This is a genomic window from Pseudomonas sp. P129, assembly GCF_020312195.1.
In the GTDB taxonomy this organism is placed as follows: Bacteria; Pseudomonadota; Gammaproteobacteria; order Pseudomonadales; family Pseudomonadaceae; genus Aquipseudomonas; species Aquipseudomonas fragariae.
Genome location: NZ_JAGPYS010000002.1, coordinates 783631 through 800500 on the forward strand (window position 1 = coordinate 783631; position 16870 = coordinate 800500).

A 16870-nucleotide genomic window follows, 5' to 3' on the forward strand; every position below is an offset into this window, starting at 1 on the left:
CAATCAAAAGAACACTGCGGCCTTGTTGCTTCCTCCTTCTCGCATTTGCGACCCACTGCCCTTTGATACATCCACTTTGCCTTTTGGAGACGACGGCATGGGAATCAAGGGTTTCGCTCGCAGCATCGCGCTATTGAGCCTGTTCAGCAGTTTCTCCGTCCTGGCCGGCAAGGCTGACGACACACTGGTCTACGCCTCCGACAGCGAACCGGAAAACATCAGCCCCTATCACAACGACTTGCGCGAAGGCGTGATCCTCGGTCGCCTGATCTGGGACAACCTGGTCTATCGCAACCCGGACAATGGCGAGTACCAACCGATGCTCGCCACCAGCTGGAAACAGGTCGACGATACGACCATCGACTTCCAGCTGCGCCAGGGCGTGAAGTTTCACAACGGCGACCCGTTCACTGCAGATGACGTGGTGTTCACCCTCAATTATGTGGTGTCCCCCGAGTCCAAGGTGGTCACCGTCCAAAACGTCGACTGGATCAAGAGCGCCGAAAAGCTGGGCGATTACAGTGTTCGTCTGCACCTGAAAAAGCCCTTCCCGCCTGCGCTGGAATACCTCTCCAACGCCGTACCGATGTTTCCGAAAAAATATTTCGAAGAAGTCGGGCTGGCAGGCTTCAGCCGTAAACCGATCGGCACCGGGCCTTACAAGGTAACGGCCATCGCCACCGGCGAAGGCGTGAAAATGGACAAGAACCCGGACTACTTCAAGGACAGCCCGCAAGGTCAGCCAAAGATCGGGCACATCAACTTTCGGGTGATCGCCGATGCCGAAACGCGCCTAGCCGAGCTGATGACCGGTGGCGTCGACTGGACCTGGCGGGTGGCGCCGGATCAGGCGGAAAACCTCAAGGCCATGCCCAACCTGGTGGTCACCAGCGGTGCGACCATGCGCATCGGCTTTCTGATTCTCGACGCGCGCGGCACCTCCAGCGCCGATTCACCGATGAAGCACCTGAAAGTACGTCAGGCGATCAACTACGCGATCAATCGGGACGGGCTGGCTTCGCAACTGGTCGGCGGCGAAAGCAAGCCGTTGCAAGTCGCCTGCTACCCTGGCCAGTTCGGTTGTGACACCACCGCCGCCACGGTCTACAACTACGACCCGGCAAAGGCCAAGGCGCTGCTCGCCGAAGCCGGCTACCCGAACGGCTTTGAAACCGAAATCTTCGCTTACCGCGACCGCGACTACGTGGAAGCCATCATCGGCAACCTGCGCGCCGTGGGCATCAACGCCAAGCTGCGCTACCTGAAATACGCCGCCCTGCGTGATCAGCAGCGCGGCGGCAAGGTACCGATGTCGTTCCAGGCGTGGGGATCGTTCTCGATCCTCGACACCTCGGCGTCGGCCGGTACCTGGTTCAAGGGCAACCCCGACGACAACATCAAGGACCCGCAAGTCCAGGGCTGGCTGCAGACCGCCGACAACGCGCTGGACCCGCAGGTGCGCAAGGACAACTACCGCAAGGCGTTGCAGCGCATCAGCGAGCAGGCCTACTGGGCGCCGCTGTTCAACTACTCGATGAACTACGCCTACGTCTCGGACCTGAACTTCAAGCCTTACCCGGACGAGCTGCCGCGCTTCGTACTGTCGAGCTGGAAATAAGCGCTTGCCCAGGCCAGTCGGCCAGCCTGGCTGTAAGGCGCATGCCGCGCCTTGCAGCAGGGTCCGCCACCCCGTCATTCCCTGAACACAAGGTCACTTGCCATGTTCGGATTTCTCTTGCGCCGCCTGGGTATTGCCCTGTGCGTAGCGATTACCGTGTCGGTGATCAGCTTTTCCCTGCTGCACCTGTCCGGCGATCTGGCCACTGCCATCGGTGGCCCGGAAGCCAGCAGCGAGCAGATCGAACAGATCCGCGTGCAGTACGGCCTCAACAAGCCGTTGGTTACGCAGTATTTCGAATGGCTGGCCGACGTGGTACGTCTTGATCTGGGCGACTCGTTCTTCTTTCAGGAGTCGGTCTACAACCTGATCGCCTCACGGCTGTCGATCACCCTCGGGCTGGGTGCGATGGCCCTGAGTATTGCGCTGCTGATCGCCATTCCGCTGGGCGTGCTGGCCGCGGTGAAACGTGACACGTGGATTGATCGCCTGGCACTGAGCATCGCAGTACTGGGTCAGGCCATGCCGAGTTTCTGGTTCGCACTGATGCTGATCGTGGTGTTTTCGGTCACCCTGAAATGGCTGCCGGTATCCGGCAATTCGACCTGGGCGCACTTCGTGATGCCGGCCATCGCCCTCGGTTATTACGCCACGCCGGCGATCATGCGCCTGACCCGTGCGGGCATGCTCGACGTGCTCAACTCCGATTACATCCGCACCGCACGAGCCAAGGGCCTGCGCCCTGCCACCGTGCTGTTCAAGCATGCGCTGCGCAACGCGCTGATTCCGGTGGTGGCCCTCGCCGCCGTGGAATTCGGTTTCATGCTCGGCGGTTCGGTGGTCATCGAGACGGTTTTCTCGCTGCAGGGCATTGGCCAGCTGGCCTGGGACGCGATTGCCCGTGACGACTTCCCGGTGGTGCAGGCGGTCGTGCTGTTGATCGCGGTGATCTACATCGTCCTCACCCTGCTGGCCGACGTGCTCAACGCACTGCTCGACCCGCGCATCCGCGTGAAATAGGAGGCCCCATGAGCACAACCACCTCATCGCCGCTGCTGATCAACGATTACCAGCCTCCGGCGCGCAGCGTCTGGCGCACGTTACGCAGCAGCTTTGCGCATCGCGGCTTCGCCATCGGCGCGGTACTGCTGCTGGTCATCCTGCTTGGCGCGCTATTCGCGCCCTGGCTGGCACCCTACGACCCTTATGCGCAGGACGTGATGCTGCGCATGAAACCGCCGGTGTGGATGGCCAACGGCACCTGGGACTACGTGCTGGGCACCGACAAACTGGGCCGCGATTACCTGTCGCGCCTGCTCTACGGCGCACGCATCTCGTTGTTCATCGGCTTCTCGGCCGCGCTGATCTCCGGGATCATCGGCACCATCATGGGCCTGTTGGCCGGCTACTTTGGCGGCAAGACCGATGCACTGATCAGCTACCTGATCACCACCCGCCTGGCGATGCCGGTGGTGATGATCGCGCTGGCCTCGGCATCCTTGATCGGTGGCTCGCTGAAAGTGGTGATCGTGTTGCTTGGCTGCCTGCTCTGGGACCGCTTTGCCGTGGTGGTCCGCGCTGCCGTGCAGCAGATTCGCGACGCTGAATACGTCGCCTCGGCCCAGGCATTGGGCTGTTCGACGCTGCGCATTCTGGCCAGTGAAATCCTGCCCAATCTGGTCGGTGCACTGATCGTCGTCGCTACGCTGGAAATGGCTCACGCGATCCTCCTCGAATCTGCCCTGTCGTTTCTCGGGGTCGGCGTGCAGCCGCCCATTCCTTCATGGGGGCTGATGATCGCCGAGGGCAAACCGTACATGTTCTTTTCCCCTTGGGTCATCGCCATCCCCGGCGTCGCCCTGATGGTGCTGGTGCTGGGCATCAACCTGGTCGGTGACGGCCTGCGCGACCTGATCCTGCCCGACGGGCGCAACTGACAGAGGAGATACGCACATGGCGCTGTTACATGTTGAAAACCTGCGTGTCGAGATTCCTCTCGGGCAAGACACGCTTCACGCAGTGCGCGGCCTGGACTTTCAGGTCGAGCGCGGCGAAATGCTGTGCATCGTCGGCGAGTCCGGCTGCGGCAAATCCCTGACTTCGCTGGCGCTCATGGACCTGCTGCCGCGCAAGGCCCGGCGTACCGCAACGACACTGAGCCTGGACGGCATCGACATGCTGAGCCAGAGCGAGCGGCAGATGTGCGACCTGCGCGGCAACCGTCTGGCGATGATCTTTCAGGAGCCCATGACCTCGCTGAACCCGGCCTACAGCATTGGCGATCAGCTCAGCGAAGTGCTCACCCGACATCGCAAGGTGTCGCGCAAGGAGGCCCTGCAGCGCGCCGCGCAAATGCTCGAGAAAGTCGGGATCAGCAACGCGGGCGAGCGCTTGCGCCAGTATCCGCACCAATTGTCCGGCGGCCTGCGCCAGCGGGTGATCATCGCCATGGCCCTGATGTGCGAACCGGACGTGATCATCGCCGACGAACCGACCACCGCGCTGGACGTGACCATTCAGGCGCAGATCCTGCGCCTGATCCGCGACATTCAGAAGGAGCTGGGTCTGGCCGTGATCTTCATCACCCATGACCTGGGGCTGGTGGCACGTATCGCCGACCGGGTTGCGGTGATGTACGCCGGACAGATCGTCGAGACCGCCCCGGCCATCGAGTTGTTCGAGAACCCGCAACATCCCTATACCCGCGGTTTGCTGGCGAGCATCCCGATCCCCGGACGCACTCAGCCGGGCCAGCCGCTGGGGTCGATTCCAGGGCTGGTGCCCAGTCTGGTGGGCGAGCAACACGGCTGCGCATTTCGCAATCGCTGCCCGCAGGCGATCCGGGCCTGCGCCGACGACGTCCCGCCGATCAATAGCCACAACCACATGACTCGCTGCCTGTTTGCCGCAGCGGGCGCCGAACCTGTGTTTCACCGTGAGGGCGTACCGTCATGAATACCGCCGTGAAACAGGTTCCGACTGCCAGCGTCAAGAAAGACATTGCGCTGGAGCTGTGCGATATACGCCGCGAATTCAGCATCAGTCGTGGTTTTTTCAAACCCGATGCCACGCTCAAAGCCGTCGATGGTGTGTCGTTGCGCCTGATGCGCGGCGAAACACTCGGGCTGGTCGGCGAATCGGGTTGCGGTAAAAGTACCCTGGCGAAGATGCTGCTGGGGCTGCTTGCGCCCAGCAGCGGCGACGTACTGGTCAACGGCAAGCACCTCGCCGGCACCGACCGCAATGAGATGGCGCGGCGCATTCAGCCGATCTTTCAGGACCCCTACTCGTCACTCAACCCGCGCAAGACCCTGCGCGAGATCGTCACGCTGCCGCTGATCGTGCATGGCATCGGCACCCCGGCCGAACGTCGCCAGCGCGCCGAAGCGATGATGGACGTGGTCGGCTTGCCCAAACGCGTGATCGACAGTTACCCGAGCCAGCTTTCCGGTGGCCAGCGCCAGCGTGTGGCGATTGCCCGGGCGCTGGTGATGCGTCCGGATGTGTTGATCTGTGACGAACCGACTTCGGCGCTGGACGTTTCGGTGCAGGCGCAGATCCTCAATCTGTTGCAGGACCTCAAGCAGGAGTTCGGCCTGACTTACCTGCTGATCAGCCACAACCTGGCCGTCATCGAACATCTGGCCGACCGCGTGGCGGTCATGTACCTGGGGCGGATCGTTGAAGAGCGCAGCCGCGAATCCTTGTTCGCCCGGCCCGGCCATCCCTACACCCAGGCGTTACTGGACTCGGTGCTGACCCCGGACCCGCACCTGGGCATTCCCGACCTGGGTTTGCACGGGACCTTTCCCAATCCCATGTCGCCGCCGTCCGGCTGCGCCTTTCATCCGCGCTGCCCGGCGTGCATGCCGGTGTGCAAGGAAAAAGCCCCGGCCATTGGCCGCATGGAAGGCGGAACCGTTCGCTGCCACCTGCACGACACCTCGAAACCTCTGGAGCAGATACCCTCATGAGTAGCCGTTCGCACGCCATCGAAAACGTCACTGAACAGTTCGACAACGGCGCGTTTTTCGCCCTGCTCGGCAAAAGCGTTGCCTACCCGACCCAGAGCCAGGAGGCCGAGAGCCTGCCCGAGCTGTATCGTTATCTTCATGAGTTCATCACCCCGCATGTCGAGCGCCTGGGTTTCAGCGTTACCGTGCATGACAACCCGGTCGCCGGGCGTGGCCCGCTGATGATCGCCACGCGCATCGAAGCCGCTGAACTGCCGACGCTGCTCAGTTACGGCCACGGCGACGTGGTTCGCGGCTATGACGCACAGTGGCAGACCGGCCTGTCGCCATGGCAGGTGATCGAACGTGGCGAGCGCTGGTACGGGCGCGGCACCGCCGACAACAAGGGCCAGCACCTGATCAACCTGACGGCACTGGAGCAGACCCTCAAGGCTCGCGATGGCAAGCTGGGCTTCAACGTCAAACTGCTTCTGGAAATGGGCGAAGAAGATGGCTCTCCCGGCCTGAGCGCGTTCTGCCAGGCCCATTCTGAAGAGCTCGCCGCCGACATCTTTATCGCCTCCGATGGCCCGCGCCTCGCAGCGGCACGCCCTACCCTGTTTCTCGGCTCGCGCGGGGTGTTCAACTTCGAGCTGACGGTGAACCTGCGCGAAGGCGCGCACCATTCCGGCAATTGGGGCGGCCTGCTGGCTAACCCGGGCATCATTCTGGCCAATGCCATCGCCAGCATGGTCGATGAGCATGGCCGGGTGAAAGTTGCAGGGCTGATGCCCAAAGCCATCCCTGACGCAGTGAAGGCCGCGTTGGCGGATATCGAGGTCGGCGGCGGCCCCGGCGACCCGGACATCGACGCCGACTGGGGCAACCCGGCGCTGTCGCTCAGCGAAAAAGTCTTCGGCTGGAACACCCTCGACGTGCTCGCTTTCAAGACCGGCAACCCGGACGCCCCGGTACACGCCATTCCCGGCAAGGCTCACGCGTTGTGTCACATTCGCTTTGTGGTCGACAGCGATTACAACGCCTTCATCCCCGCGGTGCGCGCGCACCTGGATGCCCATGGCTTCGATCGCGTCGAGGTCAGGCAGACCCGCATGGACGTGATGCACGCCACGCGCCTGTCGCCGGACAGCCCGTGGGTCGGCTGGGCGCTGGATTCGCTGGCCGCCACCACGGGCAAGAAACCTGCGCTGCTGCCCAATCTGGGCGGTTCGCTGCCCAATGACGTGTTCGCTGAAGTGCTGGGCCTGCCGACGGTCTGGGTGCCACACTCATACCCGGCGTGCTCGCAGCATGCACCTGACGAGCACTTGCTGGCTCCGGTGGTCAAGGAGAGCCTGCAAATCATGGCCGGACTGTTCTGGGACCTGGGCACGGACGGCGCACGACTGACCCGGGAACAACGGGCACAGGAGCTGAGTGAATGAATGAAGCACAACTGCACGCCACTGCGTGGCTGGCTGAGCAATATGAGGCGATGGAAGCGCTGCTGCAGCGCCTGGTCGATACCGATTCCAACAGTTATGACAAGGTCGGCGTCGACGCAGTCGGTGAGCTGCTCTGCGCGCAATTGCAGGCTGACGGAATCAGCGTCCAGCGTATCCCGGTCGAGGGTTTCGGCGATGTGCTGCTAGCTGAACTGCCCGGTGGACCCGGCAAGCCGGTGCTGTTGCTTGGGCACCGCGACACGGTGTTTCCGAAAGGCACCACGTCCACCCGCGGCTATACCAGGGACGCCGAGCTGGCCTACGGCCCTGGCGTGGCCGACATGAAAGGCGGACTGGTGCTCAACTGCTTTGCGCTGAAGGCGTTGAAGCGCGCAGGCCCGCTGCCGTTCCCGGTGCAGATTCTGTATACCGGCGACGAGGAAATCGGCTCCGCCAGCGCTCGCAATCACATCGAACACTACGCCCGCCAGGCGCGCGCGGTGCTCAACCCCGAGCCGGGACGCGCCAGTGGCAATGTGGTCAGCGCGCGCAAAGGCGGTGCCACGCTGATCATCGAAGTCAGCGGCCGCGCGGCGCATTCAGGGGTCAATCATGCCGACGGCGCCAGCGCCATTCAGGCGCTGGCGCACAAGATAATCAAGTTGCATGCGTTGACTGATTACGCGGCGGGCATCACCACCAATGTCGGGCTGATCTCCGGCGGTACCTCCAGCAATACGGTAGCGCCCAGCGCCACGGCGATGCTCGACGTGCGTTTTGTCGAGCTTCGCCAATGGGCGGAAATACTTGCAGCCGTGCAGGCTATCGTCGCCGAAGAGGAACTGTCCGGCACGTCGGCCAGACTGCTGGAAGCCACCACCTTCCTGCCGATGGAAGCCCGGCACAGTACCGAGTTGCTGAGTATTTATCAGGGCCTCGCGCAGGAGCTGGGTTTTAGCGTTGAGGGCGAATTCACCGGAGGCTGCGCCGACTCGGGCTTCACCGCCAGCCTGGGGATCCCGACCCTGTGCGGCCTTGGCCCGGTGGGCGGCAAGGTCCACACCGACCGCGAGTACCTGGAACTGAACACCTTGGTGCCCAGAGGCCAGGCACTGGTCGCGACGATTCTGGCGCTGGGGGACGTGTGACGCAGAGCGTCACGAACTGCATTCCCACGCGGAGCGTGCGGAACGATGAACATTCGGGCCAGTATCGTACCCATACTCCGCACACAGCGTTATACCTAAGTCCAGCGAGGAACACTCCATGCAAAACTCGTCCGAGCTGCTCGGTAAATCCGCCACCGAACTGCGTGCGCTGATCGGCAACAAACAGCTCTCTCCGGTGGAGTTGCTGGACGCCTGTATCGAGCGGATTGAAAGCCTGAACCCGAAGATCAATGCCTTCGCCGCAACCTGTTTCGAGCGCGCCCGCGACGAGGCACTGCTGGCCGAACAGGACGTTATGCAAGGCAAGCCGCTGGGGCTGCTGCATGGCCTGCCAATCGGCATCAAGGACCTGGAAGAAACCGCCGGGGTCCTCACCACCTACGGCTCGCAACTGTTTCGCGACAACATTCCCGCGCAGGACAACCTGTTCGTCGCGCGCCTGCGTGCGGCCGGGGCAATAATGGTCGGCAAGACCAATGTTCCGGAGCTGGGCGCAGGCGCCAATACCCGCAATGTGGTGTGGGGCGCGACCGGTAACCCGTTCAATCCCGAGCTGAATGCCGGCGGTTCCTCGGGCGGATCAGCCGCCGCACTGGCCGTGGACATGGTGCCGTTGTGCAGCGGCTCGGACACCGGCGGTTCGCTGCGCATTCCCGCGGCGCTGTGCGGTATCGTCGGCCTGCGTCCTTCGCCCGGGCTGGTGCCGAGTGAGCGCAAAAAGCTCGGCTGGACACCGATTTCAGTGGTAGGCCCCATGGGCCGCAATGTTGCCGATACCCTGCTGCAACTGCGCGCCAGCGCCGGGTTGGGGCAGTCCGACCCGTTGAGTTATACCATCGCCGCCGACGAGTTCGCACCCCGCCCGATCGACCTCAGCCAGTTGCGCGTCGGCTACAGCGAAGACTTCGGCGCGTGTGCTGTGGATGACAGAATCCGTGCCGTCTTTCGGGAAAAGATCAGCGCCCTGAAATCGCTGTTCAAGTCCTGCGAAGCCATCGACCTGAACCTGACCAGCGCCCATCGCACCTTCGACGTCCTGCGTGCCGAAGCCTTCGTCGCCGGGCTGCAGGACGCTCACGACCGCGATCCTGATGCACTGGGGCCCAACACCCGCGCCAATTTCGACATGGGTGCCGCGATGTCGCTGCAGGACTGCGTCAAGGCGCATGGCGAGCAAAGCCGGATCTTTCGCGGCTTTCAGAAACAATTCGAACACTACGACCTGATCCTCGCGCCCACCACGCCAGTCTCGCCCTTCCCCTGGAGCGAGCTGTACCTGCGCGAAGTCAACGGCGTGCCGCTGGACAATTACTATCGCTGGCTGGCGCTGTGCTACACCATCACCCTGACCACCAACCCGGCGCTGTCCCTGCCCTGCGGCACCGACCACAACGGCATGCCGTTCGGGCTGCAGGTGATCGGCGGATTTCGTGGCGATGCGAAACTGCTGGCCTGCGCTGCAGCGATCGAGCAGGCAACACTGAATGATCCACGCCTGTCACGTCCGCGTCCCGACCTGCAGAAACTGCTGGCCTCGGCGGTCGACCTGACCCACATCGTCACGCATCCGCCGATTTATGGCGGGTCGAGAACGGGCAAGCCGGAGATCGGGGCGATGTGAAGACGTCGCTCAGACCGCCGTCATACCATCCCTCCCCACCACTACATTGCCCGGCAACTGTTTGGAGTGCTCCATCAACCACGCATCCAGCGTATGGCCGACGTGCGTCAGCACCGCCCTGCCCGGTCTTAGCCACTCGATGGTTTGCAGCGCCAGGGTCAGGTCGTTGTGATTACGCGGCGGCTGAGGCTGTGGAGGCATCGAGCAGTCGAGCACCAGCAGATCCAGCGGTGCACGTTGCAGGTACTCGCGGGTGTCGTCGGGCAGGCCGACGGTGTCGGTCAGGTAGGCAAAACGTTGCCCGTCACCTTCGAACAGGTAGCCGAACGTAGGCTTTGAGTGCGTCAGTGGCAGCGCTGTGACCTGCAACGCGCCCAGTGCACGGCGTTCGAAAGCCGCGAATGGCTGGCTGAAATCCAGAATGCCAGGGTGCTTGTAGAGGTCGGCCAGGCCTTCCGGATCCGCCGGGCCGTGCACCGGAATCACCAGCCCCTGGCCCCAGCGCAGGTGCAACAGCCCCTGCGCATGGTCGGCGTGGTAATGCGTCTGCAGAATCCCGCTCAGGCTGCGCGGCGGGAAACGCTCGGTGAGGTCGGTCAGGCCACTGTCGATCAACCAGCGCTGGTCGGCGCACTCGATCAGCGCGCTGCACGGCAAGCGGCGCAGATCATGATTGGTCCGCGCGGCAGCACACGCCACACACTGACAACCGTAGACCGGCACCTGCCGGGCGTCACCGGTGCCCAACAGGGTCAGGCGCATGCGTGACGCTTGTCGAGCAGGCCGAGCAGCGTGGCAACGGTGTGTTGCAGGTCAGCGGAATTATCCAGCGGGAAGACCTGCGGGTTGCTCGCCAGCAAATCTCCGGCAAAGCGCGAGTTGCGCGCAAGGCGCTCCTCGATTTCCGCGAGGCTTTCCCGGTTGCGCGCCAGCAGGCGCTTGCGCAACACCTCCTGATTGACGATAAGCAACACCGCCAGCAGCGTGGGATAGCGCGCCTGCGCCTTCTGCAGATGCGCCCGGGAGCCGTTGATCAGGACGTCATGGCCTTCCAGCAGCCACTGATCGATCTCGACGGGAATGCCGTAGTGCAGACCATTGGCCTGCCAGCTCAGGGCGAACGCGCCTCGCTCGCGCATCTGCTCGAACTGGTCGACAGTCACCGCCTGCGCCGCCTCGCCCACCGCTTCGGCGGAACGGGTGATGACCCGCCGAACGATCCGGCAATCACGTTGCGCCAAGGTATCCCGGGCCGCGTCCAGCAGGCTGTCCTTGCCTGATCCGGACGGCCCGATGAGATAGATCAACCTGCCAACCATCAAAACACCCTCTTGCCTTGTCGCCAGACCTTGTCGATAACCGGCAGGCCAGCATGATCACGCGCCTGGATCAGATCAGCACGCAGCCCGACCCGGATTTCACCACGATCCGCCAAGCCGGCAGCCACGGCAGGCGTGCGGCTGACCATGTTGACCGCCTGCGGCAGGTCACATGCGTTGTCCTGAGCGGCGAGCATGAATGCAGCCTGCAACAGGCTGGCCGGGTAGTAATCGCTGGACAGAATATCCAGCAGCCCGTCCGTGGCCAGCGATGCTGCCGCCACGTTACCGGAGTGCGAGCCGCCGCGCACGATGTTCGGTGCGCCCATCAACACGCTCATGCCCAGTTGCCGACAGCCACGGGCCGCTTCGAGCGTGGTCGGGAACTCGGCGATGTTCATGCCGAAACCCGCCGACTCCTCGACATGCGCCATGGTTGCATCGTCGTGACTGGCAATCGACAGGCCGCGCGCCAGGCACAGCTCGACGATCGCACGCCGGTAACGGTCGGCGTACTCGTTGGAGTTGGCCACCTGTTCAACGATGAAACGGTCCATTTCCTCGTTGTTCATGTGGTACTTGCCCATGTAGTACTCGCGGTACTTGGACTCCAGGGCAAACTGACGCTGGCCGGGCGCGTGGTCCATCACCGAGACCAGTTGCACCAGTGGCTGGTCCACCAGATCGCGAAACACGCTCAAGGTATCCGGGTGGCTGACCTCGCAGCGCAGGTGCAGCAGGTGCTCGGCGCGGGTCATGCCTGCCGCGTTGGCGTCGGCAATCGCCTGCAGCATGGCGGGCAATTGTTGCATGCGCTTGCCTTTGGGGTTGATGTCGCCGATCGACAGCGCGTCGAACACCGTGGTGATGCCCGCTGCGACGATTTGCGCATCGTGGCTGATCACCGCGGACATCGACGGCCAGTCAACGCCCGGACGCGGCGACAGGTGCTTTTCGAGGTTGTCGGTGTGCAATTCCACCAGCCCCGGCAGCAGGTAATCGCCCTGCATGTCCTGAGCCTGACTCAACTGGCTGCATCCACTCTCGACCTCGGCAATCAGGCCGTCACGGACCACCACAGTGCCGGTGAATACCTGCTCGGCCGTCACCACGCGGGCGTTACTGAAAACCTGTTCGTTCAGCATTGCAGCAACTCCTTGGCGGTGAGGTCCACCGGGGTCATGTCGAGTTGACGATTGGCGACTGCCTCGCGGGCGTCGCGGTCATGGAAGATACCGATCAGGGCGGCACCGGCCTGTTTGGCCTCGTCGACCAGCTCCAGCACCACCCGGCGGTTGGCGTCGTCCAGCGACGCAGTCGGTTCGTCGAGCAACAGCACCGGCCATGGCACCATGAATGCGCGCGCGATGTTGATGCGCTGCTGTTCGCCACCGGAAAACGTACTGGGCGCCAGCGGCCACAAACGCTGCGGAATGTTCAGCCGCCCCAGCAGCAGTTGCGCGCGCTCCTGCGCCTGCTCACGGGACCAGCCGCGCGCCAGGGCCGGTTCCATGACCACGTCCAGGCTGGACACACGCGGGATCACGCGCAGGAACTGGCTGACGTAGCCGAGCGTCTTGCGTCGCACCTCAAGCACCTGGCGCGGGGTTGCGCCGACCAGTTCGGTCCACTCGCCTTCATGCTGCACGCGAATGCTGCCGGCGGCAGGCAGGTAATTGCCGTACAGGGTGCGCAGCAGCGTGCTTTTGCCCGCGCCGGATTGCCCGCTGAGCACCAGGCATTCGCCGGCGCGCACCGAGAAATTCAGGCCGCGCAGTACATTGAGGACTACACCGTTGTGCTGATGCAGGGTGAAGGTTTTCGACAGGTCACGGACCTCGATCAACGTTGTCATCGGGCTCACCTCTTCTGTACAGGCTGTTCGGACAGTGCGGCTCATGGCTGCAATACCGAGGACACCAGCAGTTGCGAATACGGGTGCTGCGGGTCATCGAGAATCTGGTCGGTCAGGCCGCTTTCGACCACTTCCGAGCGACGCATGACCATCAGCCGGTCAGCCAGCAGCCGCGCGACCGCCAGATCATGGGTGACGATGACCACGGCCAGATCCAGTTCGCGCACCAGCCCGCGCAACAGATCGAGCAAGCGGGCCTGCACCGATACGTCGAGCCCGCCGGTGGGTTCGTCCATGAACACCAGTCTGGGGCTGGAGACCAGATTGCGGGCGATTTGCAGGCGCTGCTGCATGCCGCCGGAAAAAGTCCGCGGCAAGTCGTCGATGCGCTGCGGATCGATCTCCACCTGGGTCAGCCAGTCCAGCGCGGCACCGCGCAACTGCTGATAATTGCGTACCCCCTGCGCCATCAGACGCTCGCCGATATTGGCGCCGGCCGACACGCCCATACGCAGGCCATCGCGCGGATTCTGTTCGACAAAGCCCCATTCGGTGCGCAGCAACGTGCGCCGCTGCGCCTCACTGGCGCTGTACAGGTCGAACCAGTCGCCCTCCTTGCTGCGATAGTCGATGCTGCCGCGATCCGGCGGGCAACGTCCGCTCAACAGTGAGAGCAGCGTGGATTTCCCCGAGCCGGACTCGCCAACGATGCCCAGCACTTCACCGGGATACAGATCGAAACTGACGTCCTGACAGCCCTTCTGCACACCGTACAGACGGGTCAGGCCGCGTACCTTGAGCAGCGGCTGCACAGCCTCGGGAAGGCGCTCGCCCGCCGGGTCCAGTGAACGTGCACTGATCATCGGTCGTTCTCCTGCTGTTTGACGCGCTGGGCGCAGTAATCGGTGTCGGAACAGACAAAACTCTGCGTCCCGGCATCGTCGAGAATCAGCTCGTCGAGAAAGGAATCATGGCTGCCGCAAATAGCACAGCACTGCTCCCAGCGCTGCACCTCGAACGGGTGATCTTCAAAGTCCAGGCTCACCACCTGCGTATACGGCGGCACGGCGTACAGACGCTTTTCGCGCCCCGCACCGAACAGCATCAGTGCCGGGCTCATGTGCAGCTTGGGGTTATCGAATTTGGGAATCGGCGACGGGTCCATCACATAGCGTTCATCGACCATCACTGGATAAGCGTAACTGGTGGCGATATGGCCGAAAGTGGCGATGTCCTCGTAGAGTTTGACGTGCATGACGCCGTAATCATCCAGCGCGTGCATGGTCCGGGTCTCGGTTTCCGAGGGCTCGATGAAACGCAGCGGCTCGGGAATCGGCACCTGATAGACCATGATCTGATCGGCGTGCAGCGGTGTTTCCGGGATCCGGTGACGGGTCTGGATAACCGTCGCCTCGGGCGTGCGTTCGGTGGTGGCGATGCCGGCCGTGCGGGCAAAGAAACGCCTGATCGAGACCGCGTTGGTGGTGTCGTCAGCGCCCTGGTCGATGACCTTGAGCACATCATCGGCGCCCAGGATCGCCGCGGTCAGTTGCATCCCGCCGGTGCCCCAGCCATACGGCAGCGGCATTTCGCGGCCGCCGAACGGCACCTGATAACCGGGGATCGCCACCGCCTTGAGCAAGGCGCGGCGAATCATGCGTTTGGTCTGCTCGTCCAGATAAGCGAAGTTGTAGGCCTCGTCCCGTGCAGGCCTTTGCTGTGCGGTGTTCATCGGTGCATGAGTCATTGGTCGCTCCCCGGTTTCGGTGCAGACGTGCGCAGCTTGCGAATCAGCTCCAGTTCGGACTGGAAGTCCACGTAATGCGGCAGCTTGAGGTGCGAGACGAAACCCGCCGCTTCAACGTTGTCGCAGTGCGCCAGGACGAACTCTTCCTGCTGGGCTGGTGAGACGATCGCCTCATTGAATTCCTCGGCGCGCAGCGAACGGTCCACCAGTGCCATGCCCATCGCCTTGCGCTCCGCGTTGCCGAACGCCAGACCGTAACCGCGGGTAAACTGCGCGGGTTCGCTGGCCGAGCCGACGAACTGATTGACCATCTCGCATTCGGTGACTTCGATGTCGCCAATCACGATCGGGAAGCCCAGTTCTTCAGGTTCTATCCAGACTTCCACCTCGCCGATACGGATTTCCCCGGCGAACGGGTGATTGCGGCCATAACCGCGCTGGGTCGAATAACCCAGCGCCAGCAGGAACCCCTCATCGCCACGCGCCAGTGCCTGCAGGCGCTGGGCACGGCTGGACGGATACTCCAGCGGCTCGCGGGTGATGTCCGCGACGCGCTCGCCATCGTCGACTTCGGGCTTCATCAGCCCTTCTTTGGCCAGCAACCCGAGCACTCGCGGACAGGGCTCCAGCGTGGCGTGCGGGGTGACTTCCGGGCCCGGGTGCTCACCTTCGGCCAGCAAGGTGAAATCCAGCAAGCGGTGGGTGTAGTCGAAGGTCGGCCCCAGCAATTGACCGCCGGGGAGGTCCTTGAACGTGGCCGACAAGCGACGGTTGAGCTGCATGTCCGAGGTGTCGATGGGCAGGCTGGCGCAGAAGCGCGTCAACGTGGTGCGATAGGCGCGCAGCAGGAAGATCGCTTCGATCAGATCGCCCGCCGATTGCTTGATCGCCAGCGCAGCCAGCTGCGGGTCGTACAGCGACCCTTCGCTCATGACCCGTGCTACCGCCAGCGGCAGTTGCTGACGGATCTGCTCGACGTCGAGTTCAGCGATGCCGGTGTCGCCACGACGCCTGCTGGCCAGCAGGCGGTGAGCGTTATCGATGGCCTGTTCGCCACCCTTGACCGCGACGTACATCAGGCACACTCCTGCACGCGAGTGCTGCGTGGCAAGCCGAGCAGTCGATTGCCCGAGACAAAGAACACATCCAGCCCGCAAGGAAAAACATTACGCGCTTCACGTGCGGCCCAGAAACCTTGATCCAGCGGCAGCGCCACCGAATGGTGTCGCTCGATGCCCGGACCGCTCCAGGCAAGCATCCGCCCGCCTTGCAGGTCAGGTAGCTGGATCAGCAAGGTGCAGGACTGATCCGGGTAGCGGTCATTGCCGGTATCGAAATCGTGCAGTTGCAGGGCCGTCGCCGCATCGAGCAACGCGAAGCGCGCTGCGTGCCGCTCAGTGACAATCGGGCTGCCGCAATGAAAGGCAATGTTCGCGCGAATCGCCGGGGTATCGAATGCCGGTGCCAGCCACACTGGCGTGTCCAGATCCAGCAACGCCAGGCACAAGGCGTGGGTTGCACTGTCCAGGCCCTGCAAGGCCGGCGGCTGATGCGCGGTGGGCAAGGTCTGGATCACGCCCGGCCCGGACAACGCCTTGAGGGCGACACGAAAACTGCGCTGGGCATCCAGTACCGGATCGCTGAAGGCAGGTTGCAAAAGAACGGCGTTCATCAGTCTTCTCCTCGGACCAGGGTAAAGAATTCGACTTTGGTTGCCGCGGCCTCGGCGTCCTTGCGCGCCCGACGCTCGGCTTGCGCACGCGCCAGCGGCTCGATCAGTTCGGACAGCCACCAGGCCTGCTGCGCGCCTTGCAAATGCGCGTCGGCCAGCGCCGCCAGTTCAGCGTGGCGCTTGTCGCGTCCCGCCAGATAGCTGTAGCCGGTGCGCCCATCGGCCAGACGCACCACACAGCGCGTCACGCTCATTTCGCCGAGGTTGAAAGCGGAACCAGTGCCGCCCATACGGCCGCGCACCAGGGTCATGCCGATTTCCGGGGCGCGGATCATCTGGTAATCGGTGTCGCGTAGCGCCGCTTCGTGGCGGTTCAACTGCTCGCGGCTCGGCTGATCGGCATGAGCGCGGGCCAGTACGCCCATCCAGTGCTGACGCGCCGTTGTTTCGGGAGTTGCTTGCATGGAACAC

The 16870-nt window shown here is 63.4% G+C and carries 17 protein-coding genes; 8 read left to right on the top strand and 9 right to left on the bottom strand.

The features are described 5' to 3' along the window. Positions 1 to 97 precede the first annotated feature (97 nt). From KBY02_RS08625 to KBY02_RS08660, 8 genes are all read left to right on the top strand, one after another. The gene (locus tag KBY02_RS08625; protein WP_011267554.1) at positions 98 to 1618 is read left to right on the top strand and encodes an ABC transporter substrate-binding protein; all 1521 of its coding nucleotides are present in this window, start codon (positions 98 to 100) and stop codon (positions 1616 to 1618) included. Positions 1619 to 1720: 102 nt separating this feature from the next. Beyond that, positions 1721 to 2638 (top strand): ABC transporter permease, encoded by a 918-nt coding sequence (locus KBY02_RS08630; protein WP_003348343.1) that lies wholly within the window; start codon positions 1721 to 1723, stop codon positions 2636 to 2638. Between the two features lie 8 nt (positions 2639 to 2646). Further along, positions 2647 to 3555, top strand: coding sequence for an ABC transporter permease (locus KBY02_RS08635; protein ID WP_003408073.1), 909 nt, complete (start codon positions 2647 to 2649; stop codon positions 3553 to 3555). Positions 3556 to 3571: 16 nt separating this feature from the next. Then, positions 3572 to 4573 carry an ABC transporter ATP-binding protein gene (locus tag KBY02_RS08640; protein ID WP_225650166.1) on the top strand — a complete coding sequence of 334 codons (1002 nt, stop codon included), beginning with the start codon at positions 3572 to 3574 and terminating at the stop codon, positions 4571 to 4573. Continuing rightward, a complete protein-coding gene (locus KBY02_RS08645; protein ID WP_225650168.1) occupies positions 4570 to 5592 on the top strand; it encodes an ABC transporter ATP-binding protein in 1023 nt (340 codons plus the stop codon). The genes KBY02_RS08640 and KBY02_RS08645 overlap by 4 nt, the downstream gene beginning before the upstream one ends. Next, positions 5589 to 7016: a M20 family metallopeptidase gene (locus KBY02_RS08650; RefSeq protein ID WP_024638430.1), complete on the top strand. Its 1428-nt coding sequence runs from the start codon at positions 5589 to 5591 to the stop codon at positions 7014 to 7016. Before KBY02_RS08645 ends, KBY02_RS08650 begins: the two co-directional genes overlap by 4 nt. Continuing rightward, the gene (locus tag KBY02_RS08655; RefSeq protein ID WP_225650170.1) at positions 7013 to 8164 is read left to right on the top strand and encodes a M20 family metallopeptidase; all 1152 of its coding nucleotides are present in this window, start codon (positions 7013 to 7015) and stop codon (positions 8162 to 8164) included. Before KBY02_RS08650 ends, KBY02_RS08655 begins: the two co-directional genes overlap by 4 nt. A 118-nt stretch (positions 8165 to 8282) precedes the next feature. Next, complete coding sequence (locus KBY02_RS08660) at positions 8283 to 9806, top strand: amidase (protein WP_225650172.1); 1524 nt, start codon at positions 8283 to 8285, stop codon at positions 9804 to 9806. Positions 9807 to 9815: 9 nt separating this feature from the next. Here the strand turns inward: KBY02_RS08660 and phnP are convergent, their stop codons facing one another. From phnP to phnG, 9 genes are read right to left on the bottom strand one after another with little or no spacing between them, the layout of a single operon-like run. Then, the gene (gene phnP / locus KBY02_RS08665; RefSeq protein WP_225650173.1) at positions 9816 to 10568 is read right to left on the bottom strand and encodes a phosphonate metabolism protein PhnP; all 753 of its coding nucleotides are present in this window, start codon (positions 10566 to 10568) and stop codon (positions 9816 to 9818) included. Beyond that, positions 10559 to 11125 carry a phosphonate metabolism protein/1,5-bisphosphokinase (PRPP-forming) PhnN gene (gene phnN, locus KBY02_RS08670; RefSeq protein WP_225650180.1) on the bottom strand — a complete coding sequence of 189 codons (567 nt, stop codon included), beginning with the start codon at positions 11123 to 11125 and terminating at the stop codon, positions 10559 to 10561. The genes phnP and phnN overlap by 10 nt, the downstream gene beginning before the upstream one ends. Beyond that, positions 11125 to 12270, bottom strand: coding sequence for an alpha-D-ribose 1-methylphosphonate 5-triphosphate diphosphatase (locus KBY02_RS08675; protein ID WP_103753991.1), 1146 nt, complete (start codon positions 12268 to 12270; stop codon positions 11125 to 11127). The genes phnN and KBY02_RS08675 overlap by 1 nt, the downstream gene beginning before the upstream one ends. Continuing rightward, positions 12264 to 12980 carry a phosphonate C-P lyase system protein PhnL gene (phnL, locus tag KBY02_RS08680; RefSeq protein ID WP_003403602.1) on the bottom strand — a complete coding sequence of 239 codons (717 nt, stop codon included), beginning with the start codon at positions 12978 to 12980 and terminating at the stop codon, positions 12264 to 12266. The genes KBY02_RS08675 and phnL overlap by 7 nt, the downstream gene beginning before the upstream one ends. Positions 12981 to 13021: 41 nt before the next feature. Continuing rightward, complete coding sequence (phnK, locus tag KBY02_RS08685; protein WP_003403603.1) at positions 13022 to 13843, bottom strand: phosphonate C-P lyase system protein PhnK; 822 nt, start codon at positions 13841 to 13843, stop codon at positions 13022 to 13024. Continuing rightward, a complete protein-coding gene (locus tag KBY02_RS08690; RefSeq protein ID WP_170855885.1) occupies positions 13840 to 14712 on the bottom strand; it encodes an alpha-D-ribose 1-methylphosphonate 5-phosphate C-P-lyase PhnJ in 873 nt (290 codons plus the stop codon). The genes phnK and KBY02_RS08690 overlap by 4 nt, the downstream gene beginning before the upstream one ends. Positions 14713 to 14723: 11 nt before the next feature. Further along, entirely contained in the window at positions 14724 to 15803 is a 1080-nt protein-coding gene (locus tag KBY02_RS08695) for a carbon-phosphorus lyase complex subunit PhnI (protein ID WP_096134877.1), read from the bottom strand. Continuing rightward, on the bottom strand, positions 15803 to 16399 hold the full coding sequence (phnH, locus tag KBY02_RS08700) for a phosphonate C-P lyase system protein PhnH (protein WP_011267543.1): 597 nt from the start codon (positions 16397 to 16399) through the stop codon (positions 15803 to 15805). Before phnH ends, KBY02_RS08695 begins: the two co-directional genes overlap by 1 nt. Beyond that, on the bottom strand, positions 16399 to 16863 hold the full coding sequence (phnG, locus tag KBY02_RS08705; protein WP_004418042.1) for a phosphonate C-P lyase system protein PhnG: 465 nt from the start codon (positions 16861 to 16863) through the stop codon (positions 16399 to 16401). The genes phnH and phnG overlap by 1 nt, the downstream gene beginning before the upstream one ends. Positions 16864 to 16870 lie beyond the last annotated feature (7 nt).

Coding starts and splice junctions, on each gene's coding strand:
- KBY02_RS08625 (WP_011267554.1), top strand. CDS start 98: ATGGGAATCAAGGGTTTCGCTCGCAGCATCGCGCTATTGAGCCTGTTC.
- KBY02_RS08630 (WP_003348343.1), top strand. CDS start 1,721: ATGTTCGGATTTCTCTTGCGCCGCCTGGGTATTGCCCTGTGCGTAGCG.
- KBY02_RS08635 (WP_003408073.1), top strand. CDS start 2,647: ATGAGCACAACCACCTCATCGCCGCTGCTGATCAACGATTACCAGCCT.
- KBY02_RS08640 (WP_225650166.1), top strand. CDS start 3,572: ATGGCGCTGTTACATGTTGAAAACCTGCGTGTCGAGATTCCTCTCGGG.
- KBY02_RS08645 (WP_225650168.1), top strand. CDS start 4,570: ATGAATACCGCCGTGAAACAGGTTCCGACTGCCAGCGTCAAGAAAGAC.
- KBY02_RS08650 (WP_024638430.1), top strand. CDS start 5,589: ATGAGTAGCCGTTCGCACGCCATCGAAAACGTCACTGAACAGTTCGAC.
- KBY02_RS08655 (WP_225650170.1), top strand. CDS start 7,013: ATGAATGAAGCACAACTGCACGCCACTGCGTGGCTGGCTGAGCAATAT.
- KBY02_RS08660 (WP_225650172.1), top strand. CDS start 8,283: ATGCAAAACTCGTCCGAGCTGCTCGGTAAATCCGCCACCGAACTGCGT.
- phnP (WP_225650173.1), bottom strand. CDS start 10,568: ATGCGCCTGACCCTGTTGGGCACCGGTGACGCCCGGCAGGTGCCGGTC.
- phnN (WP_225650180.1), bottom strand. CDS start 11,125: ATGGTTGGCAGGTTGATCTATCTCATCGGGCCGTCCGGATCAGGCAAG.
- KBY02_RS08675 (WP_103753991.1), bottom strand. CDS start 12,270: ATGCTGAACGAACAGGTTTTCAGTAACGCCCGCGTGGTGACGGCCGAG.
- phnL (WP_003403602.1), bottom strand. CDS start 12,980: ATGACAACGTTGATCGAGGTCCGTGACCTGTCGAAAACCTTCACCCTG.
- phnK (WP_003403603.1), bottom strand. CDS start 13,843: ATGATCAGTGCACGTTCACTGGACCCGGCGGGCGAGCGCCTTCCCGAG.
- KBY02_RS08690 (WP_170855885.1), bottom strand. CDS start 14,712: ATGAACACCGCACAGCAAAGGCCTGCACGGGACGAGGCCTACAACTTC.
- KBY02_RS08695 (WP_096134877.1), bottom strand. CDS start 15,803: ATGTACGTCGCGGTCAAGGGTGGCGAACAGGCCATCGATAACGCTCAC.
- phnH (WP_011267543.1), bottom strand. CDS start 16,399: ATGAACGCCGTTCTTTTGCAACCTGCCTTCAGCGATCCGGTACTGGAT.
- phnG (WP_004418042.1), bottom strand. CDS start 16,863: ATGCAAGCAACTCCCGAAACAACGGCGCGTCAGCACTGGATGGGCGTA.